The sequence below is a fragment of the Streptomyces sp. GbtcB7 genome (genome assembly GCF_019091445.1).
GTDB classification, from domain to species: domain Bacteria; phylum Actinomycetota; class Actinomycetes; order Streptomycetales; family Streptomycetaceae; genus Streptomyces; species Streptomyces mirabilis.
Window position 1 is genome coordinate 20,581 of sequence record NZ_JAGXJM010000010.1, and the last position, 16,534, is coordinate 37,114.

General features: G+C 71.1%; 14 protein-coding genes. 11 read left to right on the forward strand and 3 right to left on the reverse strand.

Translation table 11 applies throughout. The features are described 5' to 3' along the window. The first annotated feature begins 32 nt into the window (after window positions 1-32). The 3 genes from KVT44_RS17785 (at window position 33) to nudC (ending at window position 6,116) form a co-directional block, all read left to right on the forward strand. Window positions 33-3,623 (forward strand): ATP-dependent DNA helicase, encoded by a 3,591-nt coding sequence (locus tag KVT44_RS17785; RefSeq protein ID WP_217567768.1) that lies wholly within the window; start codon window positions 33-35, stop codon window positions 3,621-3,623. Between the two features lie 10 nt (window positions 3,624-3,633). After that, window positions 3,634-5,046, forward strand: a complete 1,413-nt coding sequence (locus tag KVT44_RS17790) for a dipeptidase (protein WP_099920753.1) — start codon at window positions 3,634-3,636, stop codon at window positions 5,044-5,046. 119 nt (window positions 5,047-5,165) lie between these two features. Further along, window positions 5,166-6,116 carry an NAD(+) diphosphatase gene (gene nudC / locus KVT44_RS17795; RefSeq protein WP_179436442.1) on the forward strand — a complete coding sequence of 317 codons (951 nt, stop codon included), beginning with the start codon at window positions 5,166-5,168 and terminating at the stop codon, window positions 6,114-6,116. Between the two features lie 124 nt (window positions 6,117-6,240). Here nudC and KVT44_RS17800 read toward each other — a convergent pair whose 3' ends face one another. Further along, entirely contained in the window at window positions 6,241-6,483 is a 243-nt protein-coding gene (locus KVT44_RS17800) for a mycoredoxin (protein ID WP_054228181.1), read from the reverse strand. A 226-nt stretch (window positions 6,484-6,709) separates the two neighbouring features. Between KVT44_RS17800 and KVT44_RS17805 the strand changes: the two genes are divergently transcribed. The 5 genes from KVT44_RS17805 (at window position 6,710) to KVT44_RS17825 (ending at window position 10,600) form a co-directional block, all read left to right on the forward strand. Then, window positions 6,710-8,905, forward strand: a complete 2,196-nt coding sequence (locus tag KVT44_RS17805) for an ATP-dependent DNA helicase UvrD2 (RefSeq protein WP_217567769.1) — start codon at window positions 6,710-6,712, stop codon at window positions 8,903-8,905. A 164-nt stretch (window positions 8,906-9,069) separates the two neighbouring features. Then, window positions 9,070-9,393, forward strand: coding sequence for a hypothetical protein (locus tag KVT44_RS17810; RefSeq protein ID WP_054228179.1), 324 nt, complete (start codon window positions 9,070-9,072; stop codon window positions 9,391-9,393). A 175-nt stretch (window positions 9,394-9,568) separates the two neighbouring features. After that, the gene (locus KVT44_RS17815; protein WP_054228178.1) at window positions 9,569-9,937 is read left to right on the forward strand and encodes a WhiB family transcriptional regulator; all 369 of its coding nucleotides are present in this window, start codon (window positions 9,569-9,571) and stop codon (window positions 9,935-9,937) included. Further along, the gene (locus KVT44_RS17820; RefSeq protein ID WP_099920750.1) at window positions 9,934-10,257 is read left to right on the forward strand and encodes a hypothetical protein; all 324 of its coding nucleotides are present in this window, start codon (window positions 9,934-9,936) and stop codon (window positions 10,255-10,257) included. Before KVT44_RS17815 ends, KVT44_RS17820 begins: the two co-directional genes overlap by 4 nt. Window positions 10,258-10,414: 157 nt before the next feature. Beyond that, window positions 10,415-10,600, forward strand: coding sequence for a hypothetical protein (locus KVT44_RS17825; protein ID WP_099920749.1), 186 nt, complete (start codon window positions 10,415-10,417; stop codon window positions 10,598-10,600). Between the two features lie 61 nt (window positions 10,601-10,661). Here KVT44_RS17825 and KVT44_RS17830 read toward each other — a convergent pair whose 3' ends face one another. Continuing rightward, a complete protein-coding gene (locus tag KVT44_RS17830) occupies window positions 10,662-12,038 on the reverse strand; it encodes an AarF/ABC1/UbiB kinase family protein (protein WP_099920748.1) in 1,377 nt (458 codons plus the stop codon). After that, the gene (locus tag KVT44_RS17835) at window positions 12,031-13,212 is read right to left on the reverse strand and encodes a TOMM precursor leader peptide-binding protein (protein WP_217567770.1); all 1,182 of its coding nucleotides are present in this window, start codon (window positions 13,210-13,212) and stop codon (window positions 12,031-12,033) included. Before KVT44_RS17835 ends, KVT44_RS17830 begins: the two co-directional genes overlap by 8 nt. A 217-nt stretch (window positions 13,213-13,429) precedes the next feature. Between KVT44_RS17835 and KVT44_RS17840 the strand changes: the two genes are divergently transcribed. From KVT44_RS17840 to KVT44_RS17850, 3 genes are all read left to right on the forward strand, one after another. Beyond that, window positions 13,430-14,026: a M48 family metallopeptidase gene (locus KVT44_RS17840; RefSeq protein ID WP_075028823.1), complete on the forward strand. Its 597-nt coding sequence runs from the start codon at window positions 13,430-13,432 to the stop codon at window positions 14,024-14,026. Window positions 14,027-14,160: 134 nt separating this feature from the next. Beyond that, window positions 14,161-15,831, forward strand: coding sequence for a TerD family protein (locus tag KVT44_RS17845; protein WP_217567771.1), 1,671 nt, complete (start codon window positions 14,161-14,163; stop codon window positions 15,829-15,831). A gap of 11 nt (window positions 15,832-15,842) precedes the next feature. After that, window positions 15,843-16,523, forward strand: a complete 681-nt coding sequence (locus tag KVT44_RS17850) for an AIM24 family protein (RefSeq protein ID WP_054228171.1) — start codon at window positions 15,843-15,845, stop codon at window positions 16,521-16,523. The last annotated feature ends 11 nt before the right edge of the window (window positions 16,524-16,534 follow it).

Consider the following 16,534-nt stretch of genomic DNA (forward strand, 5'->3'; position numbering starts at 1 on the left):
CGCTGTCAGTGGGCGCCGCTAGCCTCTCCGACATGCCCGCCCGTATCACCGACCCCGAGCAGCTCAAGGAGCTCCTCGGCATCCCGTTCACCCCGGAGCAGACGGTCTGCATCACCGCACCGCCCGCCCCGCAGGTGATCGTGGCCGGAGCCGGATCGGGCAAGACCACGGTGATGGCGGCTCGTGTGGTGTGGCTCGTCGGCACCGGACAGGTCGCCCCCGAACAGGTCCTCGGTCTCACGTTCACCAACAAGGCGGCGGGCGAACTCGCCGAGCGCGTCCGCAAGGCGCTGATCAAGGCCGGAGTCACCGACCCGGACGTGATCGACCCCGACAACCCGCCGGGCGAGCCGGTGATCTCCACCTACCACGCCTTCGCGGGCCGCCTGCTGACCGACCACGGCCTGCGCATCGGACTCGAACCGACCTCCCGCCTGCTCGCCGACGCCACCCGCTACCAGCTCGCCGCCCGCGTACTGCGCGAGGCCCCGGGACCGTACCCGGCGCTGACCCGCTCCTTCCCGGACCTCGTCGGCGACCTCCTCACACTCGACTCCGAGCTCGCCGAACACCTCGTACGGCCCGAGGACCTGCGCGCCTACGACGCCGAGCTGCTGCGCTCCCTGGAGGGCGCCAAACTCACCAACGCCGACCTGCGGAAGGTCCCCGAGGCGGCCGCGGCCCGGCGTGAACTGGCCGAGCTGGTGGGCCGCTACCGATCGGCCAAGCGCGAGCGCGACCTCCTCGACTTCGGCGACCAGATCGCCCTCTCGGCCACCCTGGCCCGCACCCGCCCCGAGGTCGGGGAAATCCTCCGCGACGAGTTCCGGGTGGTGCTGCTGGACGAGTACCAGGACACCTCGGTGGCCCAGCGCATCCTGCTCGCCGGACTCTTCGGCGGCGGCACAGGCCACCCCGTGACCGCGGTCGGCGACCCCTGCCAGGCCATCTACGGCTGGCGCGGTGCCTCCGTCGCCAACCTCGACGACTTCCCCGAACACTTCGCACACGCCGACGGCCGCCCCGCGGCCCGTCAGGCGCTCAGCGAGAACCGTCGCAGCGGCGGTCGCCTCCTCGACCTCGCCAACGGCCTCGCGGAGCCCCTGCGCGCCATGCACGAGGGCGTGGAGGCCCTGCGCCCGGCCCCAGGAGCCGAGCACGACGGCCAGGTCCGCTGCGCGCTGCTGCGCACCCACGCCGAGGAGATCGACTGGCTCGCCGATTCCATCGCCCACCTGGTACGCACCGGAAAGGCACCCGGCGAGATCGCCGTGCTGTGCCGTACGGCGGGCGACTTCGCCGAGATCCAGGGCGCGCTCGTCGCCCGGGACATCCCGGTCGAGGTGGTGGGCCTCTCCGGGCTGCTGCACCTGCCCGAGGTCGCCGACCTCGTCGCCGTCTGCGAAGTCCTCCAGGACCCCGGGGCGAACGCCTCCCTGGTCCGCCTGCTCACCGGCCCCCGCTGGCGGATCGGCCCTCGCGACCTCGCCCTCCTGGGGCGGCGCGCCCGCCTGCTCGTGTCCCACGCGCGCGTGGGCGCCGACGAGGACCCGGACCGCCGGCTCGCCGCGGCCGTGGAGGGGGTCGACCCGGCGGAGGTGATATCGCTCGCCGACGCCCTCGACACGTTCCTGGAGATGCCCATCGAGGCCGACGGGGACGACGACGGGCTGCCCTTCTCGCCGGACGCGCGGGTGCGGTTCGCCCGGCTCGCCGCCGAGCTGCGCGATCTGCGCCGCTCGCTCGCCGACCCCCTGATGGACGTCCTGCACCGGGTGCTCGCCGTCACCGGCCTCGAGGTCGAGCTCTCCGCGTCCCCGCACGCGCTGGCCGCCCGCCGCCGAGAGACCCTGTCGAACTTCCTCGACGTCGCCGCGTCCTTCGCCGCGGGCGACGGCGAGGCCACGCTGCTGGCCTTCCTCGGCTTCCTGCGCACCGCCGCCCAGTACGAGAAGGGCCTCGACAACGCCCTGCCCGGCGGCGAGAACACCGTCAAGGTGCTCACCGCGCACAAGTCCAAGGGCCTGGAGTGGGACGTCGTCGCGGTCCCCGGACTCGTCACCGGCACCTTTCCCAGCGGCCAGGGCCGCGAGAAGTGGACCGCCCAGGGCAAGGTCCTGCCGCACGAGCTGCGCGGCGACGCCGACACGCTCCCCGAGATCGCCACCTGGGACGCCAAGGGCATCAAGGCCTTCCACGAGGCCATGAAGGACCACCAGCACACCGAAGAGCTCCGCCTCGGTTACGTCACCTTCACCCGCCCCCGCTCGCTCCTACTCGGTTCCGGCCACTGGTGGGGCCCCTCACAGAAGAAGCCACGCGGCCCCTCGGACTTCCTGGACGCCCTCTACGAGCACTGCGCCGCCGGACACGGCGAGATCGAGGTCTGGGCCGAGGAGCCCGCCGAGGACGAGGAGAACCCCGCTCTGCGCGAGGCGGCCGCCGACCACGCGTGGCCGCTCCCGCTCGACGACGCGGCACTGGCCCGCCGCCGCGCCGCCGCCGAGACCGTACTCGCCCACCTGGAGCGCGTGGCGTCCCACGAAGAGCCCCACCCCGGCGCGGAGGGAGCCCGGCACACGGCCGACCACGACCCCACCTCGTACGACGATCCGGACTGGCCACCCCCGCCCGAGGACGACGACCCCGCGTACGACGACGTGTCCTACGGGGACGACGACTTCCTCGACGACGGCTTCCCCGACGGGGACGACTCCGACTGGGACTCCTGGTCGGCCGACCGCCCCGAGGACCGGCCGACGCGACCCGCGCAGGACCGCCCGACGGTCCCGCACCAGGCACCGGCTCCGGGGGCTCGCCCGCACCCTGTGAAACCGCACCCTGAGGAACCGCACCCTGAGGAACCCGCGCACCTCACCCCGGAGGAGGTCCGCACCCTCGCCTCCTGGGACCGCGACCTCGACGCCCTGACCGGAGAGCTCCTGCGCGCCCGCGCGAGCGTCACCGACGTCCCCCTGCCGGCGTCGCTCACCGTGACGCAGCTCATGCGCCTGGCCGCCGACCCGGACGGCTTCGCGCAGGAGCTCGCACGCCCCATGCCACGCCCCCCACAGCCCGCCGCGCGCCGCGGAACACGCTTCCACGCCTGGCTGGAGTCCCGCTTCGAAGAGCTGCGGCTGCCGATGCTGGAACCGGAGGAGCTCCCCGGCAGCGACGCCGAGATCGCCGACGAACGCGACCTGGAGGAACTCAAGGACGCCTTCGAACGCACTCCCTACGCGCACCGCACCCCCCACCGCGTCGAGGCACCGTTCCAGCTCGCCATCGCGGGACGCGTCGTACGGGGCCGGATCGACGCCGTCTACCGGGCGCAGGACGACGCCGGCACGACGTACGAGATCGTCGACTGGAAGACCAGCCGCACCGGCACCGCCGACCCCCTCCAGCTCGCCCTGTACCGCCTCGCCTGGGCCGAACAGCAAGGCGTGCCCCTGGAGTCCGTCAAGGCCGCGTTCCTGTACGTCCGCAGCGGTGAGGTGGTCCACCCGGACGAGCTCCCGGACCGCGCGGCGCTGGAACGACTGCTCACACAGGACCCGGCTGACCCACAGGAACCGTCTGCCGGGGATCCGCCGGACGAACACGCCTCCGTGGGCGGATAGGCTCGTGAGCATGAGCAAGCCCGTTGACAACGCCGTCAGCACCGTCCGCACGTACATCCAGAACCACCGCACAGCCTTCCTCGACGACCTCGCGGAGTGGCTGCGCATCCCTTCGGTGTCGGCCCAGCCCGACCACGCCGCGGACGTGGCACGCAGCGCCGACTGGCTCGCCGCCAAGCTGCAGGAGACCGGCTTCCCGACCACCGAGGTCTGGGCGACCGAGGGCGCCCCCGCCGTCTTCGCCGAATGGCCCGCCGAGGACCCCGGGGCTCCCACGGTTCTCGTCTACGGACACCACGACGTGCAGCCCGCAGCCCGCGAGGACGGCTGGGACACCGACCCCTTCGAACCGGTGATCCGCGGAAACCGCCTCCACGCGCGCGGTGCCGCCGACGACAAGGGCCAAGTGTTCTTCCACACACTCGGCGTCCGCGCCCACCTCGCCGCCACCGGGCGCGGCGCACCGGCCGTGAACCTCAAGCTCCTGATCGAGGGCGAGGAGGAGTCGGGCTCCCCGCACTTCCGCGACCTCGTCGAAAGCCACGCCGACCGGCTCGCCGCCGACGCGGTGATCGTCTCCGACACCGGCATGTGGTCCGAGGACACCCCCACCGTGTGCACCGGCATGCGTGGCCTCGCCGAGTGCGAGATCGAGCTGTACGGGCCGCGGCAGGACATCCACTCCGGCTCCTTCGGCGGTGCCGTGCCCAACCCGGCCACCGCCGCCGCCCGCCTTGTCGCGGCCCTCCACGACGAGCACGCGCGCGTAGCCGTCCCCGGCTTCTACGAAGGCATCACCGAACTCACCGAACGCGAGCGTGAGCTCTTCGCCGAACTGCCCTTCGACGAGGAGCGCTGGCTGAGCACGGCCAAGTCGACGGCCACCTACGGAGAGGCCGGACACACCACCCTGGAGCGCATCTGGGCCCGCCCCACCGCCGAGGTCAACGGCATCGGCGGCGGTTACCAAGGCCCCGGCAGCAAGACGATCATCCCGTCCTCGGCCACCGTGAAACTCTCGTTCCGGCTGGTGGCGGGCCAGGACCCGGACCACATCGAGAAGGCAGTCCGCGCCTGGGCCGCCGACCGGCTGCCCGCCGGCATCCGGCACGAGATCACGTTCGGCGCCGCCACCCGCCCCTGCCTCACACCGCTGGACCACCCCGCCCTGCAGTCCGTCGTACGCGCCATGGGCCGCGCCTTCGAACAGCCGATCCGTTTCACCCGCGAGGGTGGCTCGGGACCCGCGGCCGACCTCCAGGAAGTCCTCGGCGCCCCCGTGCTCTTCCTGGGCATCTCCGTCCCCTCCGACGGCTGGCACGCCCCCAACGAGAAGGTCGAGCTCGACCTCCTCATGAAGGGCGTCGAAACCAGCGCCTACCTGTGGGGCGACCTGGCCGAGAACTGGCGCGAGGCACACTGAAAGAGCCCGTCTCCACCCTTCCTGAAGAGTCCGTCCCCACCCCGAACAGCGCCCTTCGCACCCGCCCTGCTGAACCGCCCGCCGAAATAACCGTTCCACCGGGGGAGTTGGAAGCACCCGTGACCACCTGGACCGACCGAACCGCCGACCGCCCCATCTCGCTCACCGCCCCGAGCGGCATCGACAGGGCCGCCCACCACCGGCTCGACGAGGCCTGGCTCGCGGCGGCCTGGAGCCACCCCACCACCCGCGTCTTCGTGGTCTCCGGCGGTCAGGTGCTCATCGACGAGACGGCGGACGGCACCACCGAACTCGTCATGACCCCCTCCTTCGAGGCCCCACTCACCGAGGCGCACCGCTACTTCCTCGGCACGGACGACGACGGTGTGAGCTATTTCGCACTCCAGAAGGACGCACTGCCCGGCCGCATCGACCAGTCCGCCCGCTCGGCGGGCCTGCGCGAGGCGGGACTCCTGCTCTCACCCCGCGACGCGGGTCTGATGGTGCACGCCGTCGCCCTGGAGAACTGGCAGCGGCTGCACCGCTTCTGCTCACGCTGCGGCGAGCGCACCGTGATCGCGGCGGCCGGACACATCCGGCGCTGCCCCGCCTGCGGCGCCGAGCACTACCCGCGCACCGACCCGGCCGTGATCATGGCGGTGACGGACGACGAGGACCGCATCCTGCTCGGCCGCCAGGTGCACTGGCCCGAGGGCCGCTTCTCCACGCTCGCCGGCTTCGTCGAACCCGGCGAGTCCATCGAGCAGTCCGTGCGCCGCGAGGTCTTCGAGGAGGCGGGCGTCACGGTCGGCGAGGTCGAGTACGTCGCCAGCCAGCCCTGGCCGTTCCCCTCCAGCCTCATGCTCGGCTTCATGGCCCGCGCCACCTCGTCCGAGATCAACGTCGACGGCGAGGAGATCCACGAGGCCCGCTGGTTCTCCCGCGAAGACCTGCGCACCGCCTTCGAGTCCGGCGAGGTACTGCCTCCGTTCGGCATCTCCATCGCCGCCCGCCTGATCGAACTCTGGTACGGCAAGCCCCTGCCGCGCCCGGGAGCGGTAGCCGCCTGACCGACACACACCACTCGCGCGAGTGGCGCAAGTCACACAACAGGGGCGGTCCTTGAGTCAGACTCAAGGACCGCCCCTGTCACTGCCCGCGGCAACCGCCGGGGGCGCACCGATGGTGAGCCGCTTACGCGCCGATCTTCTGCTTGACCTGCGCCAGCGAAGGGTTGGTGAGCGTCGAGCCGTCCGCGAACAGCACGGTCGGAACCGTCTGGTTTCCGCCATTCGCCTTCTCCACGAAGGCCGCGGACTCCGGGTCCTGCTCGATGTTGATCTCGTTGTACGCGATGCCCGCGCGGTCCATCTGGCCCTTCAGTCGCGTGCAGTAGCCGCACCACGTGGTGCTGTACATCGTCACAGTGCCCGGCATGTGTCTCGCGCTCCTTTGCTGCTGGGGGTGCGTTGTCGCAGAAGTGGAACGTACGCGAGCGGGCCACCATTCCCGTGCCCGGGTACCCCGGCCCGGTACACGAGTGCACCTCGCGGCAGACGGGTGAGCAAGAGCACGCCCAGCGCCTGCCGCATTAGTACGACTGCGAGGGCCTCCCTGTGGACAACCGGCTCATGCGTCCCCGCCGACCTGGCAGCATGGCGGGGTGACAGCAGCAACGCACTCCACCCTCTTCCCGCAGGCACCGGACACGGCCGACGCGGTGCTCGACGGGCTCGACCCCGAGCAGCGCGAGGTCGCCACCGCCCTGCACGGTCCGGTGTGCGTGCTGGCAGGCGCCGGCACGGGCAAGACGCGAGCGATCACCCACCGCATCGCCTACGGGGTGCGTGCCGGGATCCTCCAGCCCTCCAGTGTGCTCGCCGTCACCTTCACCAACAGGGCCGCGGGCGAGATGCGCGGCCGGCTCCGCCAGCTCGGCGCGGGTGGTGTCCAGGCCCGTACGTTCCACTCCGCCGCGCTGCGCCAACTCCAGTACTTCTGGCCGAAAGCGGTCGGTGGCGGCCTGCCCAGGCTCATCGACCGCAAGATCCAGCTCGTCGCCGACGCGGCAGCCGCCTGCCGCATCCGCCTCGACCGGGGCGAGCTGCGCGACGTCACGGCCGAGATCGAATGGTCCAAGGTCACCCAGACCGTGCCCGCCGACTACGCGGCCGCCGCGGCCAAGACCGGCCGTCTCTCGCCCCGCGACCCGGCCGAGATCGCCCAGCTCTACGCCACGTACGAGGACCTCAAGCGCGACCGCGCCGTCATCGACTTCGAGGACGTCCTGCTGCTGACCGTCGCGATCCTCCAGGACCGTCACGACATCGCCGAGCAGGTCCGCTCCCAGTACCAGCACTTCGTGGTCGACGAGTACCAGGACGTCAGCCCCCTCCAGCAGCGCCTCCTGGAGCTGTGGCTCGGCGAGCGCGACAGCCTCTGCGTCGTCGGCGACGCCAGCCAGACGATCTATTCGTTCACCGGTGCAACTCCCGACCACCTGCTCGACTTCCGCACCCGCCACCCCGGGGCCACCGTCGTCAAGCTCGTCCGCGACTACCGCTCCTCACCCCAAGTGGTGCACCTCGCCAACGGCCTGCTCTCGCAGGCCCGCGGCCGGGCCGCCGACCACCGCCTGGAACTGATCTCCCAGCGTGCCCCGGGCCCCGAGCCCGTCTACGCCGAATACACGGACGAACCCGCCGAGGCCGAGGGCGCCGCCCGCCGCATCCGCGACCTCATCGCCTCCGGCATCCCCGCGGGCGAGATCGCCATCCTCTTCCGCACGAACTCCCAGTCCGAGATCTACGAACAGGCCCTCGCCGACGCCGGAGTGCCCTACCAGCTGCGCGGCGCCGAGCGGTTCTTCGACCGCCCTGAGGTGCGCAAAGCAGGCGCCGCCCTGCGTGCGGCCGCCCGCTTCGGTGCCAACGACTCCCTCCTCGACGACGTCGTCGATCTGCCCTCCCAGGTCCGAGCGGTGCTCTCCGGCGAGGGCTGGACCAGTCAACCCCCGGCCGGATCCGGCGCCGTCAGAGAGCGCTGGGAGTCACTGGCCGCCCTCGTCCATCTCGCCCAGGACTTCGCCGCCGCCAAACAGGGCGCCACCCTCGGTGACCTGGTGGCCGAACTCGACGAGCGCGCGAGCGCCCAGCACGCCCCGACCGTCCAGGGCGTCACCCTCGCCTCCCTGCACTCCGCCAAGGGACTGGAGTGGGACGTCGTCTTCCTGGTCGGCGTCGCGGAGGGGATGATGCCGATCACCTACGCAAAGACCGACGAGCAGATCGAGGAAGAACGCCGACTCCTCTACGTCGGAGTCACCCGCGCCAGAGAACACCTCCTCGTCTCCTGGGCCCTGTCCCGCTCACCCGGCGGCAGACCCAACCGTCGGCCCAGCCGCTTCCTCGACGGGCTGCGCCCCGGCTCCGTCGCCACCGTGGGCCGCAGCGCCGCCGGCGGTCCAGGAGGCATCGAGCGCGGCATCGGAAGCAGCGGAGGCACGGTCGTACGGCGGACGAGCCGGACCCCGGCCCGCTGCCGGGTCTGCGGGCGCACGCTGACCGACGCCGGCGAGATGAAACTGATGCGTTGTGAGGACTGCCCCTCCGACATGGACGAAGGCCTCTACGAGCGGCTGCGGGAGTGGCGGGCGGTACAGGCGCAGCGCAGTGGGCAGCCCGCGTTCTGCGTCTTCACCGACAAGACACTCATGGCGATCGCCGAGGCCGCGCCGGACGACGAGGGCGAGTTGGCGCGGATCCCCGGGGTCGGCGTGCGCAAGTTCAACCGCTTCGGGGCCGATGTTCTGGCCATCTGCGCAGGTCAAGAGCCTGCGGAGGGCGGCGAGGGTGACTGATGCAAACTCGTCGAAAAAATAGTTTGCGCATGCCCCAGCAATCCCCATAGGTTCTTAACCACGGCAGCAGCGGCCTTCTCCAAGGCCCTGGTTCCGTGCTGTACTTAATAGCCGTCGGACTGGCTCACCCCAGTCCCCCAAGACGCCGAGAGGAGGCGATTCCAGTGATCAGCATCAACATCAGCTCCATCAGCACCGCCAAAATGACCGATCGCTCGGTCGTCTCCACGTGCCTGCTCGGCGTCTCGAACCTGGGCACCGGTCTGTCCGGCATCGCTGCCGTCCGGCCGGCCTCCCCTCTGTCTCTCGCGGTTCTTCCCATCCGTGAGCGCAATGAGCGACCGATGAAGGCACTGGAAGCGGCAGTAGTGGCAGAGGCCCAGGCCTATGCCTTTGCGGCAGCCGGTGCCGGATCCCTGAAGCAGACGAAGCAGCACCACACGATGTGGGCCTTCCGTGGGCCTGAACCCTGGAGTGATCCAGCCTGATCTTCGATCAGGCCGGCGCCTTCAGGGCCGCGGAACCCCACCCGGGATCCGCGGCCCTTCTGTTTGTCCCCGACCGGGGACGGCAGAGCGAAGGGGCCTCGGGACAAGAAAAGAACCCGGTACCAGCCGCCAACCGGCCAACCCGGCCGGCACGACCAGACGAGGAAGACCAACCGTGCAACTCGAAGCGCACGCCCCGTCCGTACCGCCTTCCGAAACGATCCCCCCGCCCGGCCTCACGGAGGACTCCACCTTGATCCCGCTCACTGCGCTCACCGCGCTCGACGACGCCATCGAGAACCTCGGCGTACCCGTCCCCTGCCGCTCCTACGACCCGGAGGTCTTCTTCGCCGAGTCGCCGGCCGACGTCGAGTACGCCAAGTCCCTCTGCCGCACCTGCCCGCTGATCGAGGCCTGCCTCGCCGGCGCCAAGGAGCGGCGCGAGCCCTGGGGTGTCTGGGGCGGCGAGCTCTTCGTCCAGGGTGTTGTCGTGGCCCGCAAGCGGCCGCGTGGCCGCCCGCGCAAGAACCCGGTTGCGGCATGAACGCCGTAGGAACGATCGATCGCCCCCTGACGCACGACCCCAAGAAACAGGCCCCGATGAAGCCGTCCACCAGCGAGCCCGCAGGCTCCGCCATCCCAGACTTCACCACCACCGGCGCGAACGACTCGCGTCAGAACAGGACCCGCGAGATGCAACTCATCCCAGAAGCCCTGGCTCGTGCGCATATGCACGAGCGACTGCACGAGGCCGAGCGGGAACGCCTGGCCGTGCGCCTGGCCTCCGCCCGTCGGATGCAGCGTCGGGCCGAGCGCGCCTCCATGCGCGCCCGGCGCGCGCTGGCCATGGCGGTCATGCACTAGCCGAAGGCAGTCGCTGCAGTATCAGTAGGCAGCTCCTCGCGGGGGTCGGTCCGAACGGACCGGCCCCCGCGGTGCGTTGTACCGGGCGAACCGCCGACCACGGCGTTATCGTCGCCGAGTGACGAGTCTTCCCGGGGACAGTGACAGCACCGGCTCCATGCCGCGGCCCGACACGGCCGAGGCCCGGCACCTCGTGTGCGCCCGCTGCGGCACCCCGGCCGACGGCCCTCCGCTGACGTGGACCTGCTCCATGGAGAACGGCACCCGCCACTACTTCTGCGACAACTGCGCCCGCAGCAACCTCAGGGCGATCGAGGGACGGCTGGACTCGGCCTGGTGGTAGGGCACGCCCAGGCCGACCCGGGCCACGCCCAGGCCGGCCCGCTGGTCGAAGACGGCCCGAGTCATGCTCCGGCCGCTGATTCCTCCTCGTCCAGCAGCTCCTCCGTCGGGTCCTCTCCCGGTACGAAACCCGGCAGCCACTCCTCCAGTTCGTCGCGCAGCCGTACCGTCGCGCCCAGCTGGCACAGGACTCCGATGGTGCTCAACGTCACACGGTGTATCAGGAGATACGACGGTGGCAGGTTGAGGAGCCTGCCCAACTGGTGTGCGGGGGAGCGGGGGTCGGCGATGCGGGCGGCCTGACTGCGCATCCAGCCGCGGGTGAACGTGAACTCGTCGACCTGGGCCGGTTCGATGATCGGCAGGAGATAGTCCAGGACCGCGTCGGGTTCGAGCTCTATGGACTCCTTGACGAAGCCCTCCTCACGCAGCAGCTCGTAGACCGCTTCGGCCTCGCCCTCGAGAGTCATCCGGAGGGAGTAGCCGATCGTCGAGGGCAGACCACCGGGAAGACGGTCGACCGTGCCGAAGTCCAGGACGCCCAGCCGCCAGCCGCTCTTCTCGTCCGGCAGGAGGCGGAAGTTGCCCGGGTGCGGATCGGCGTGCAGCAGTCCGGTACGGGCGGGACCCGAGAAGAGGAACCGGGCCAGCAGCTGGCCCGCACGGTCCCGCTGCTCCTGGGTGCCCTCGGCGATCACCTCCGACAGCGGTATCCCGTCGATCCACTCGGTCACCAGGACCTGGTCGCACTGGTGGACCACCGCCGGGACGAGCACGTCCGGATCGCCCGCGAACTCCGTGGCATGTGTCTCCTGGGCCTCTGCCTCCAGGGCGTAGTCGAGCTCCTCGGACACCCGGTCGCGCAGCTCCGCGATGAGCGGCTTGATGTCCATGCCGGGGATCAGGGGGCCCAGGAGCCTGGCGAATCGGCTGAGCTGGGTCAGATCGGACAGCAGGGCCTCGCCCGCCCCCGGGTACTGCACCTTGACGGCGACCTCGCGTCCGTCGTGCCACACAGCCCGGTGCACCTGGCCGATCGAGGCCGCCGCGGACGGCTTGTCCTCGAACTTCTGGAACAGCTCGGACCAGTCCTCGCCGAGGCGCTCCCGCAGAACGGAGTGCACCGTGCGCGTCGGCATCGGTGGCGCCGCCTCCTGGAGCTTCGTCAGCGCCGCGCGATAGGGTCCCGCGACCTCCTCGGGCAGTGCCGACTCGAAGACGGACAGAGCTTGTCCGAACTTCATGGCACCCCCCTTCAACTCGCCCAGGACCTTGAAGAGCTGCTCCGCCGTGCGCTGCTGCAGCTCGCGGCCGACGATCTCCGCGGACTTCCCGCCGATCCTCTTGCCCAGCCCCCAGGTCGCTCGCCCGGCGAAGCCGAGCGGTAGTGCGGCGAGTTTGGCAGTTCGGGTGACTGCCTTCCGGGGAAGATCAGACATGCGCCCTCCAAGTCCCAGACAGCCGTGCCGCGTGCGGCTGTTGCCCCGCCATTGTCTCGTGCGGCTGCCCGTCCTCGGCGGCGCGCTCCCCCTTCTTACTTTTCTCCGCCGCGCCGCACGGGCATGCGGGATGCGACCACACCGGCTTCGCATGCCAGTCGAAGCCCGGCACGGAGGACTCCCAGCGTGCTCCGGCGCTGGAGGGCAGCTGTCCGTCGAGGAAGGCGAGGGCGTGTCCCGCCGCGAGTCCGGCGACCCCGGTCGCCAGCGCGAGGTCGCACGCCGGGACCTGGTGCGAGGCGGTGGAGCGCCACTGGGCGATCAGGCGTGGCCAGGTCGGGTCCCGGTCGATGCGCTGCTGGTCCAGGCAGCCCGCGCAGCCGGTGTCGCCGGGCAGCACCAGGGGGCCGACGACACCCGTTCCCTCCACGACCCCCGCGTACAGATGGGGTGTGCCGGAGGTGATCAGGGGCTCGGCGACGGCGGGATCGGGGGCGTGCACCGCCAGGCCGTCCCGGGGCGCGAGGATCACCAGGGAGAGACCGAGTTCCTCGTCTTCGGCAGTGGGCCGTGGTGGCCGATCCGGTGCCGCTCGGCGCACCGCGCGCCGGGCGGCTTCCTCCCGGCGCTCGCCGATGGACGCTGAGGGCAGTCCGCCCGGTGCCACGTCCCAGGGTTCGACGCTGCCGATGTCGCGCACCTCGACCTGGCCGACACCGGCGCCGGCCAGGAGGGAGGCCAGGACGACTCCCACCCGGCCGGCGCCCCGCACCTGCACCCGCAGGGAGCGGCGGGCGGCCAGATGCTTCAGGGCGTCGCCCGGCGCGCGGGCGACGAGGGACAGGGACGCGAGGTCGGGGCGGAGCCGGTCCAGGACCGCCTTCTTCTCGCGCAGGGCGTCCGCGGCCCGGCCGCCGCCCGTCGCGTCGTCCAGCAGACCCGAGCGGGCCAGTCGCTCCACGAGCGCGTCGACATGACCGTCGGGCAGGCCCATCGCGCGACCCAGGTCGCGAAGGAGCGGCAGCCCGCGTGTTCCGTTGAGCAGGTCGAGAAAGCTGCCTGTCGCCGTGTCCACCGGGCCCAGGACCATCGCGTGCGCGGGCGCCATCCCGAACTGCACGGTGTTGAGATCCCGCCAGCCGCGCCGCAGCGCTGGCTTCACCATCGGATGCATGACCGACCCCCGTACCCGTAGAGCATCCCCGTGTGTCGGCGGGGTCCGTCCCGGGCCCGCCGATCGAATGCCAGCATGCCCCGCCCGGCCGAACCGTGCCGAAAGTTGTCCACAGGCAGTGGTGTTCGTCGTATAAATCAAGCGCGCGGGGTGCGGATCGGCATCGAACCGTCCAGGGGACGGGACTTCCCCCATGTGCAGCGGGTAACGTCGGGGCGTGCCCGCCGACCCACTGCACCGCGCCGGAAAGCCACAGCGCAGCACGACGAGCCCGCCGCCAAGCGGCTCGGGGGCGAGCGCGATCGAGGTTCGCAGGAGCGCGCGTCGGCGCAGAACGGTCTCCGCGTACCGCGAGGGCGATCGCACCGTCGTGCTCATCCCCGCCCGTATGTCCGAGGCGGAGGAACAGCGCTGGGTCACCGTCATGCTCGACAAGCTGGCCGCCCAGGAGAGCAAACGGGTGCTCGGCGACGCCGAGCTGACCGAGCGCGCCGCGCGGCTGTCGGAGCAGTACTTCGACGGCCGGGCCCGCCCCGCCTCGGTCCGCTGGGTCACCAATCAGAACACGCGCTGGGGGTCCTGCACCCCGGCCGAGGGCAGTATCCGTCTTTCGCATCGCCTGCAGGGCATGCCCGAGTATGTCGTCGACTACGTCCTCGTCCACGAACTCGCGCACCTTCTGGTGCCCGGTCACGGGCCCCGCTTCTGGCGGCTGCTGGAGGCGTATCCGCGTACGGAGCGCGCCCGCGGCTATCTCGAAGGGGTGGTCGCGGCCGAACGGCTGCCGCATCTGCCCGTGGCGAGCGACGAGTAGCGGGCGCGGGCGGCGGACCGTCCCCGCCGGGAGGTGATTGTGTACCGGGTCTGTACCGGCGGCGTTCACTCCCAGAGTTTCCCGTTAGCCTGACGCGACGCAATCGCACTCGGGATGGGGGACGGTCGTTACGCATGGCCAGGGAATTCCAACGCGGCCACAAGGCCAGGATCAGTGACCTCACCGCGGGCACGGATCTGTACGTAGGTGTGCAGATCACCGGTCCCGGACTGACCTTCGACATCAGCTGCTTCGGTCTGGACGCCGACGAAAGGCTTTCGGACGACCGGTACTTCGTCTTCTTCAACCAGCCGAAGACCCCCGAAGAATCCATCCAGCTCCTCGGCGCCCAGTCGGGTGACACGGAGTCCTTCCGCGTCACGCTCGACCGGATCCCGGCGCAGATCCAGAAGCTGTCGTTCACGGCGACGATCGACGGCGCCGGACAGATGTCGCAGATCGCCCCCGGATACCTCCGTGTTGTCGCGGGCGGCGAGGAGGTGGCCCGGTACTCGTTCAGTGGCGCGGAGTTCTCCACCGAGCGTGCCGTGATGCTGGGCGACTTCTACCTGAAGGACGTCTGGCGGTTCGCCGCCGTGGGGCAGGGCTTCGACGGCGGCCTCGACGCGCTGCTCAAGAACTTCGGTGGTGAGGTCGCCGAGGAGCAGCCCGCCGCGCAGGAGCCGCAGGCCACCGCCGCACCGTCCTTCGCTCCGCCCGCTCAGGCCACCGCGCCCCCCGCGTTCGGCGCCCCGGCTCCGGCTCCCGTCCCCGCGCCACAGCCCGCCGCGCAGGGGTTCACGCCGCCGCCCACCACACCCTCGGTGCACGCCGCGCCGACCATCATCGCCCCGCTGCACACCCCACCGGGCGGCTCCGTGCCGCCGCCGGGCCCCGCTCCGTACATCCAGCCGCCCGGTCCGCCGCCGGGCTACGGACAGCAGCCTCCCGGCCAGACGGCTCCCATGCCGCCCGGTTACGGCCAGCAGGCACCGCCCGCGCCCCCCGGCTACGGGCAGCAGGCTCCGACGGCGCCTCCGGGCTACGGCCAGCAGCCGCCGTACGGGCAGGTTCCGGGCCAGGCGCCGGGTCAGCCCGGCGCGCCGTCCCCGTACGGCGTTCCCCAGGGCGCCCCGCAGGGCGGTGCCGGTGTGGCCGCCGCGCTCGGGGCCTACAAGGAGACGCCCACCGGTCAGCGGTGGACTCAGCAGAACAAGAAGCTCATCCGCGTCGACCTCGGTATCGGCGGCCAGCCCGTGCTGGCCCGCCAGGGCAGCATGGTGCTCTACCAGGGCAAGGTCGACTTCAGCTACAAGGGCGCCGGCTTCGCCGGGCGGATCGTGGGCAACGCGACCGGTCAGGAGATGCAGCTCATGCGCTGTACCGGCCAGGGACAGGTGTTCCTCGCCGAGAACGCCACCCACGTGCATCCCATCGAACTCCAGGGCGACGCGATCTGCGTCTCCGCGGAGAGCGTGCTCGCCTTCGACGAGTCCCTCCAGTACGAGGTCCGGCGTATCGAGGGGCACGGCATCCCCGGAGGCGCGCTGTTCACCATGCAGTTCCAGGGGACCGGAACGATCGTCGTGAAGACGCACGGCGCTCCCGTGGTGCTGCCCGTGACGCCGACGACCTTCGCCGACTGCAACGCCGTCGTCGCCTGGTCCGCGGCCTCCCAGGTGATCGTCTCCAGCCAGGTGCGGATGCGCCGCAACGCCTACCCCGGCGACACCGGGGAGAGCGTGAACCTCCAGTTCCGCGGCGCGCCCGGCAATTTCATCGTCGTCCAGCCGTACGAGGTCTGAGGGAGCCCGTCATGAACCAGCCACTCGCGGGCTTCGCCCCGGCACCTGTCACCGCCCGCATGGAGAACCACGGCAACCACATGCTCAAGGTCGCCATGCAGACCGGAAACGACCTCTTCGCGCGCGTGGGCTCGATGGTCGCCTACGAAGGGTTCGTCCAGTACGAGCCCAACCCGCCCGCCGTACGCCAGATCGCGCGGGACTGGATGACCGGTGAGGGCGCGCCCCTCATGAAGTGCACCGGCGACGGCCTGCTCTACCTGGCCGACTACGGGGCGAACGTCGTCGTCATCAACCTCAACGGGGACGCGATCTCCGTCAACGCCACCAACCTGCTCGCCTTCGACGCCCATCTCCAGTGGGGCGTCGAGCGGGTGAAGGGGCTCGCCAAGTTCGCCGGACAGGGCCTGTGGAACACCAAGATCTCCGGTCAGGGCTGGGTGGCGCTGACCTCGCGCGGCAAGCCGATCGTGGTCGACTGTGGCGGCGGTGAGGACGAGACGTACGTCGACCCGGACGCGCTCGTCGCCTGGTCCCCGAACCTCAAGGTGAAGGGCAAGCGCAGCTTCAAGGCGCAGTCGCTGATCGGACGCGGCAGCGGCGAGGCGTACCAGATGGCGTTCTCCGGACAGGGCATCGTCGTCGTCCAGCCCAGCGAGGACAGCACCGACCGCCTCCGGATCCGGGGCTGAGGGGGAGCACC

Excerpts from the sequence above, each read along its gene's own strand:
- KVT44_RS17785 (WP_217567768.1), top strand. The coding sequence starts at position 33 with ATGCCCGCCCGTATCACCGACCCCGAGCAGCTCAAGGAGCTCCTCGGC.
- KVT44_RS17790 (WP_099920753.1), top strand. The coding sequence starts at position 3,634 with ATGAGCAAGCCCGTTGACAACGCCGTCAGCACCGTCCGCACGTACATC.
- KVT44_RS17800 (WP_054228181.1), bottom strand. The coding sequence starts at position 6,483 with ATGCCGGGCACTGTGACGATGTACAGCACCACGTGGTGCGGCTACTGC.
- KVT44_RS17820 (WP_099920750.1), top strand. The coding sequence starts at position 9,934 with ATGAACGCCGTAGGAACGATCGATCGCCCCCTGACGCACGACCCCAAG.
- KVT44_RS17825 (WP_099920749.1), top strand. The coding sequence starts at position 10,415 with ATGCCGCGGCCCGACACGGCCGAGGCCCGGCACCTCGTGTGCGCCCGC.
- KVT44_RS17830 (WP_099920748.1), bottom strand. The coding sequence starts at position 12,038 with ATGTCTGATCTTCCCCGGAAGGCAGTCACCCGAACTGCCAAACTCGCC.
- KVT44_RS17835 (WP_217567770.1), bottom strand. The coding sequence starts at position 13,212 with ATGCATCCGATGGTGAAGCCAGCGCTGCGGCGCGGCTGGCGGGATCTC.
- KVT44_RS17845 (WP_217567771.1), top strand. The coding sequence starts at position 14,161 with ATGGCCAGGGAATTCCAACGCGGCCACAAGGCCAGGATCAGTGACCTC.
- KVT44_RS17850 (WP_054228171.1), top strand. The coding sequence starts at position 15,843 with ATGAACCAGCCACTCGCGGGCTTCGCCCCGGCACCTGTCACCGCCCGC.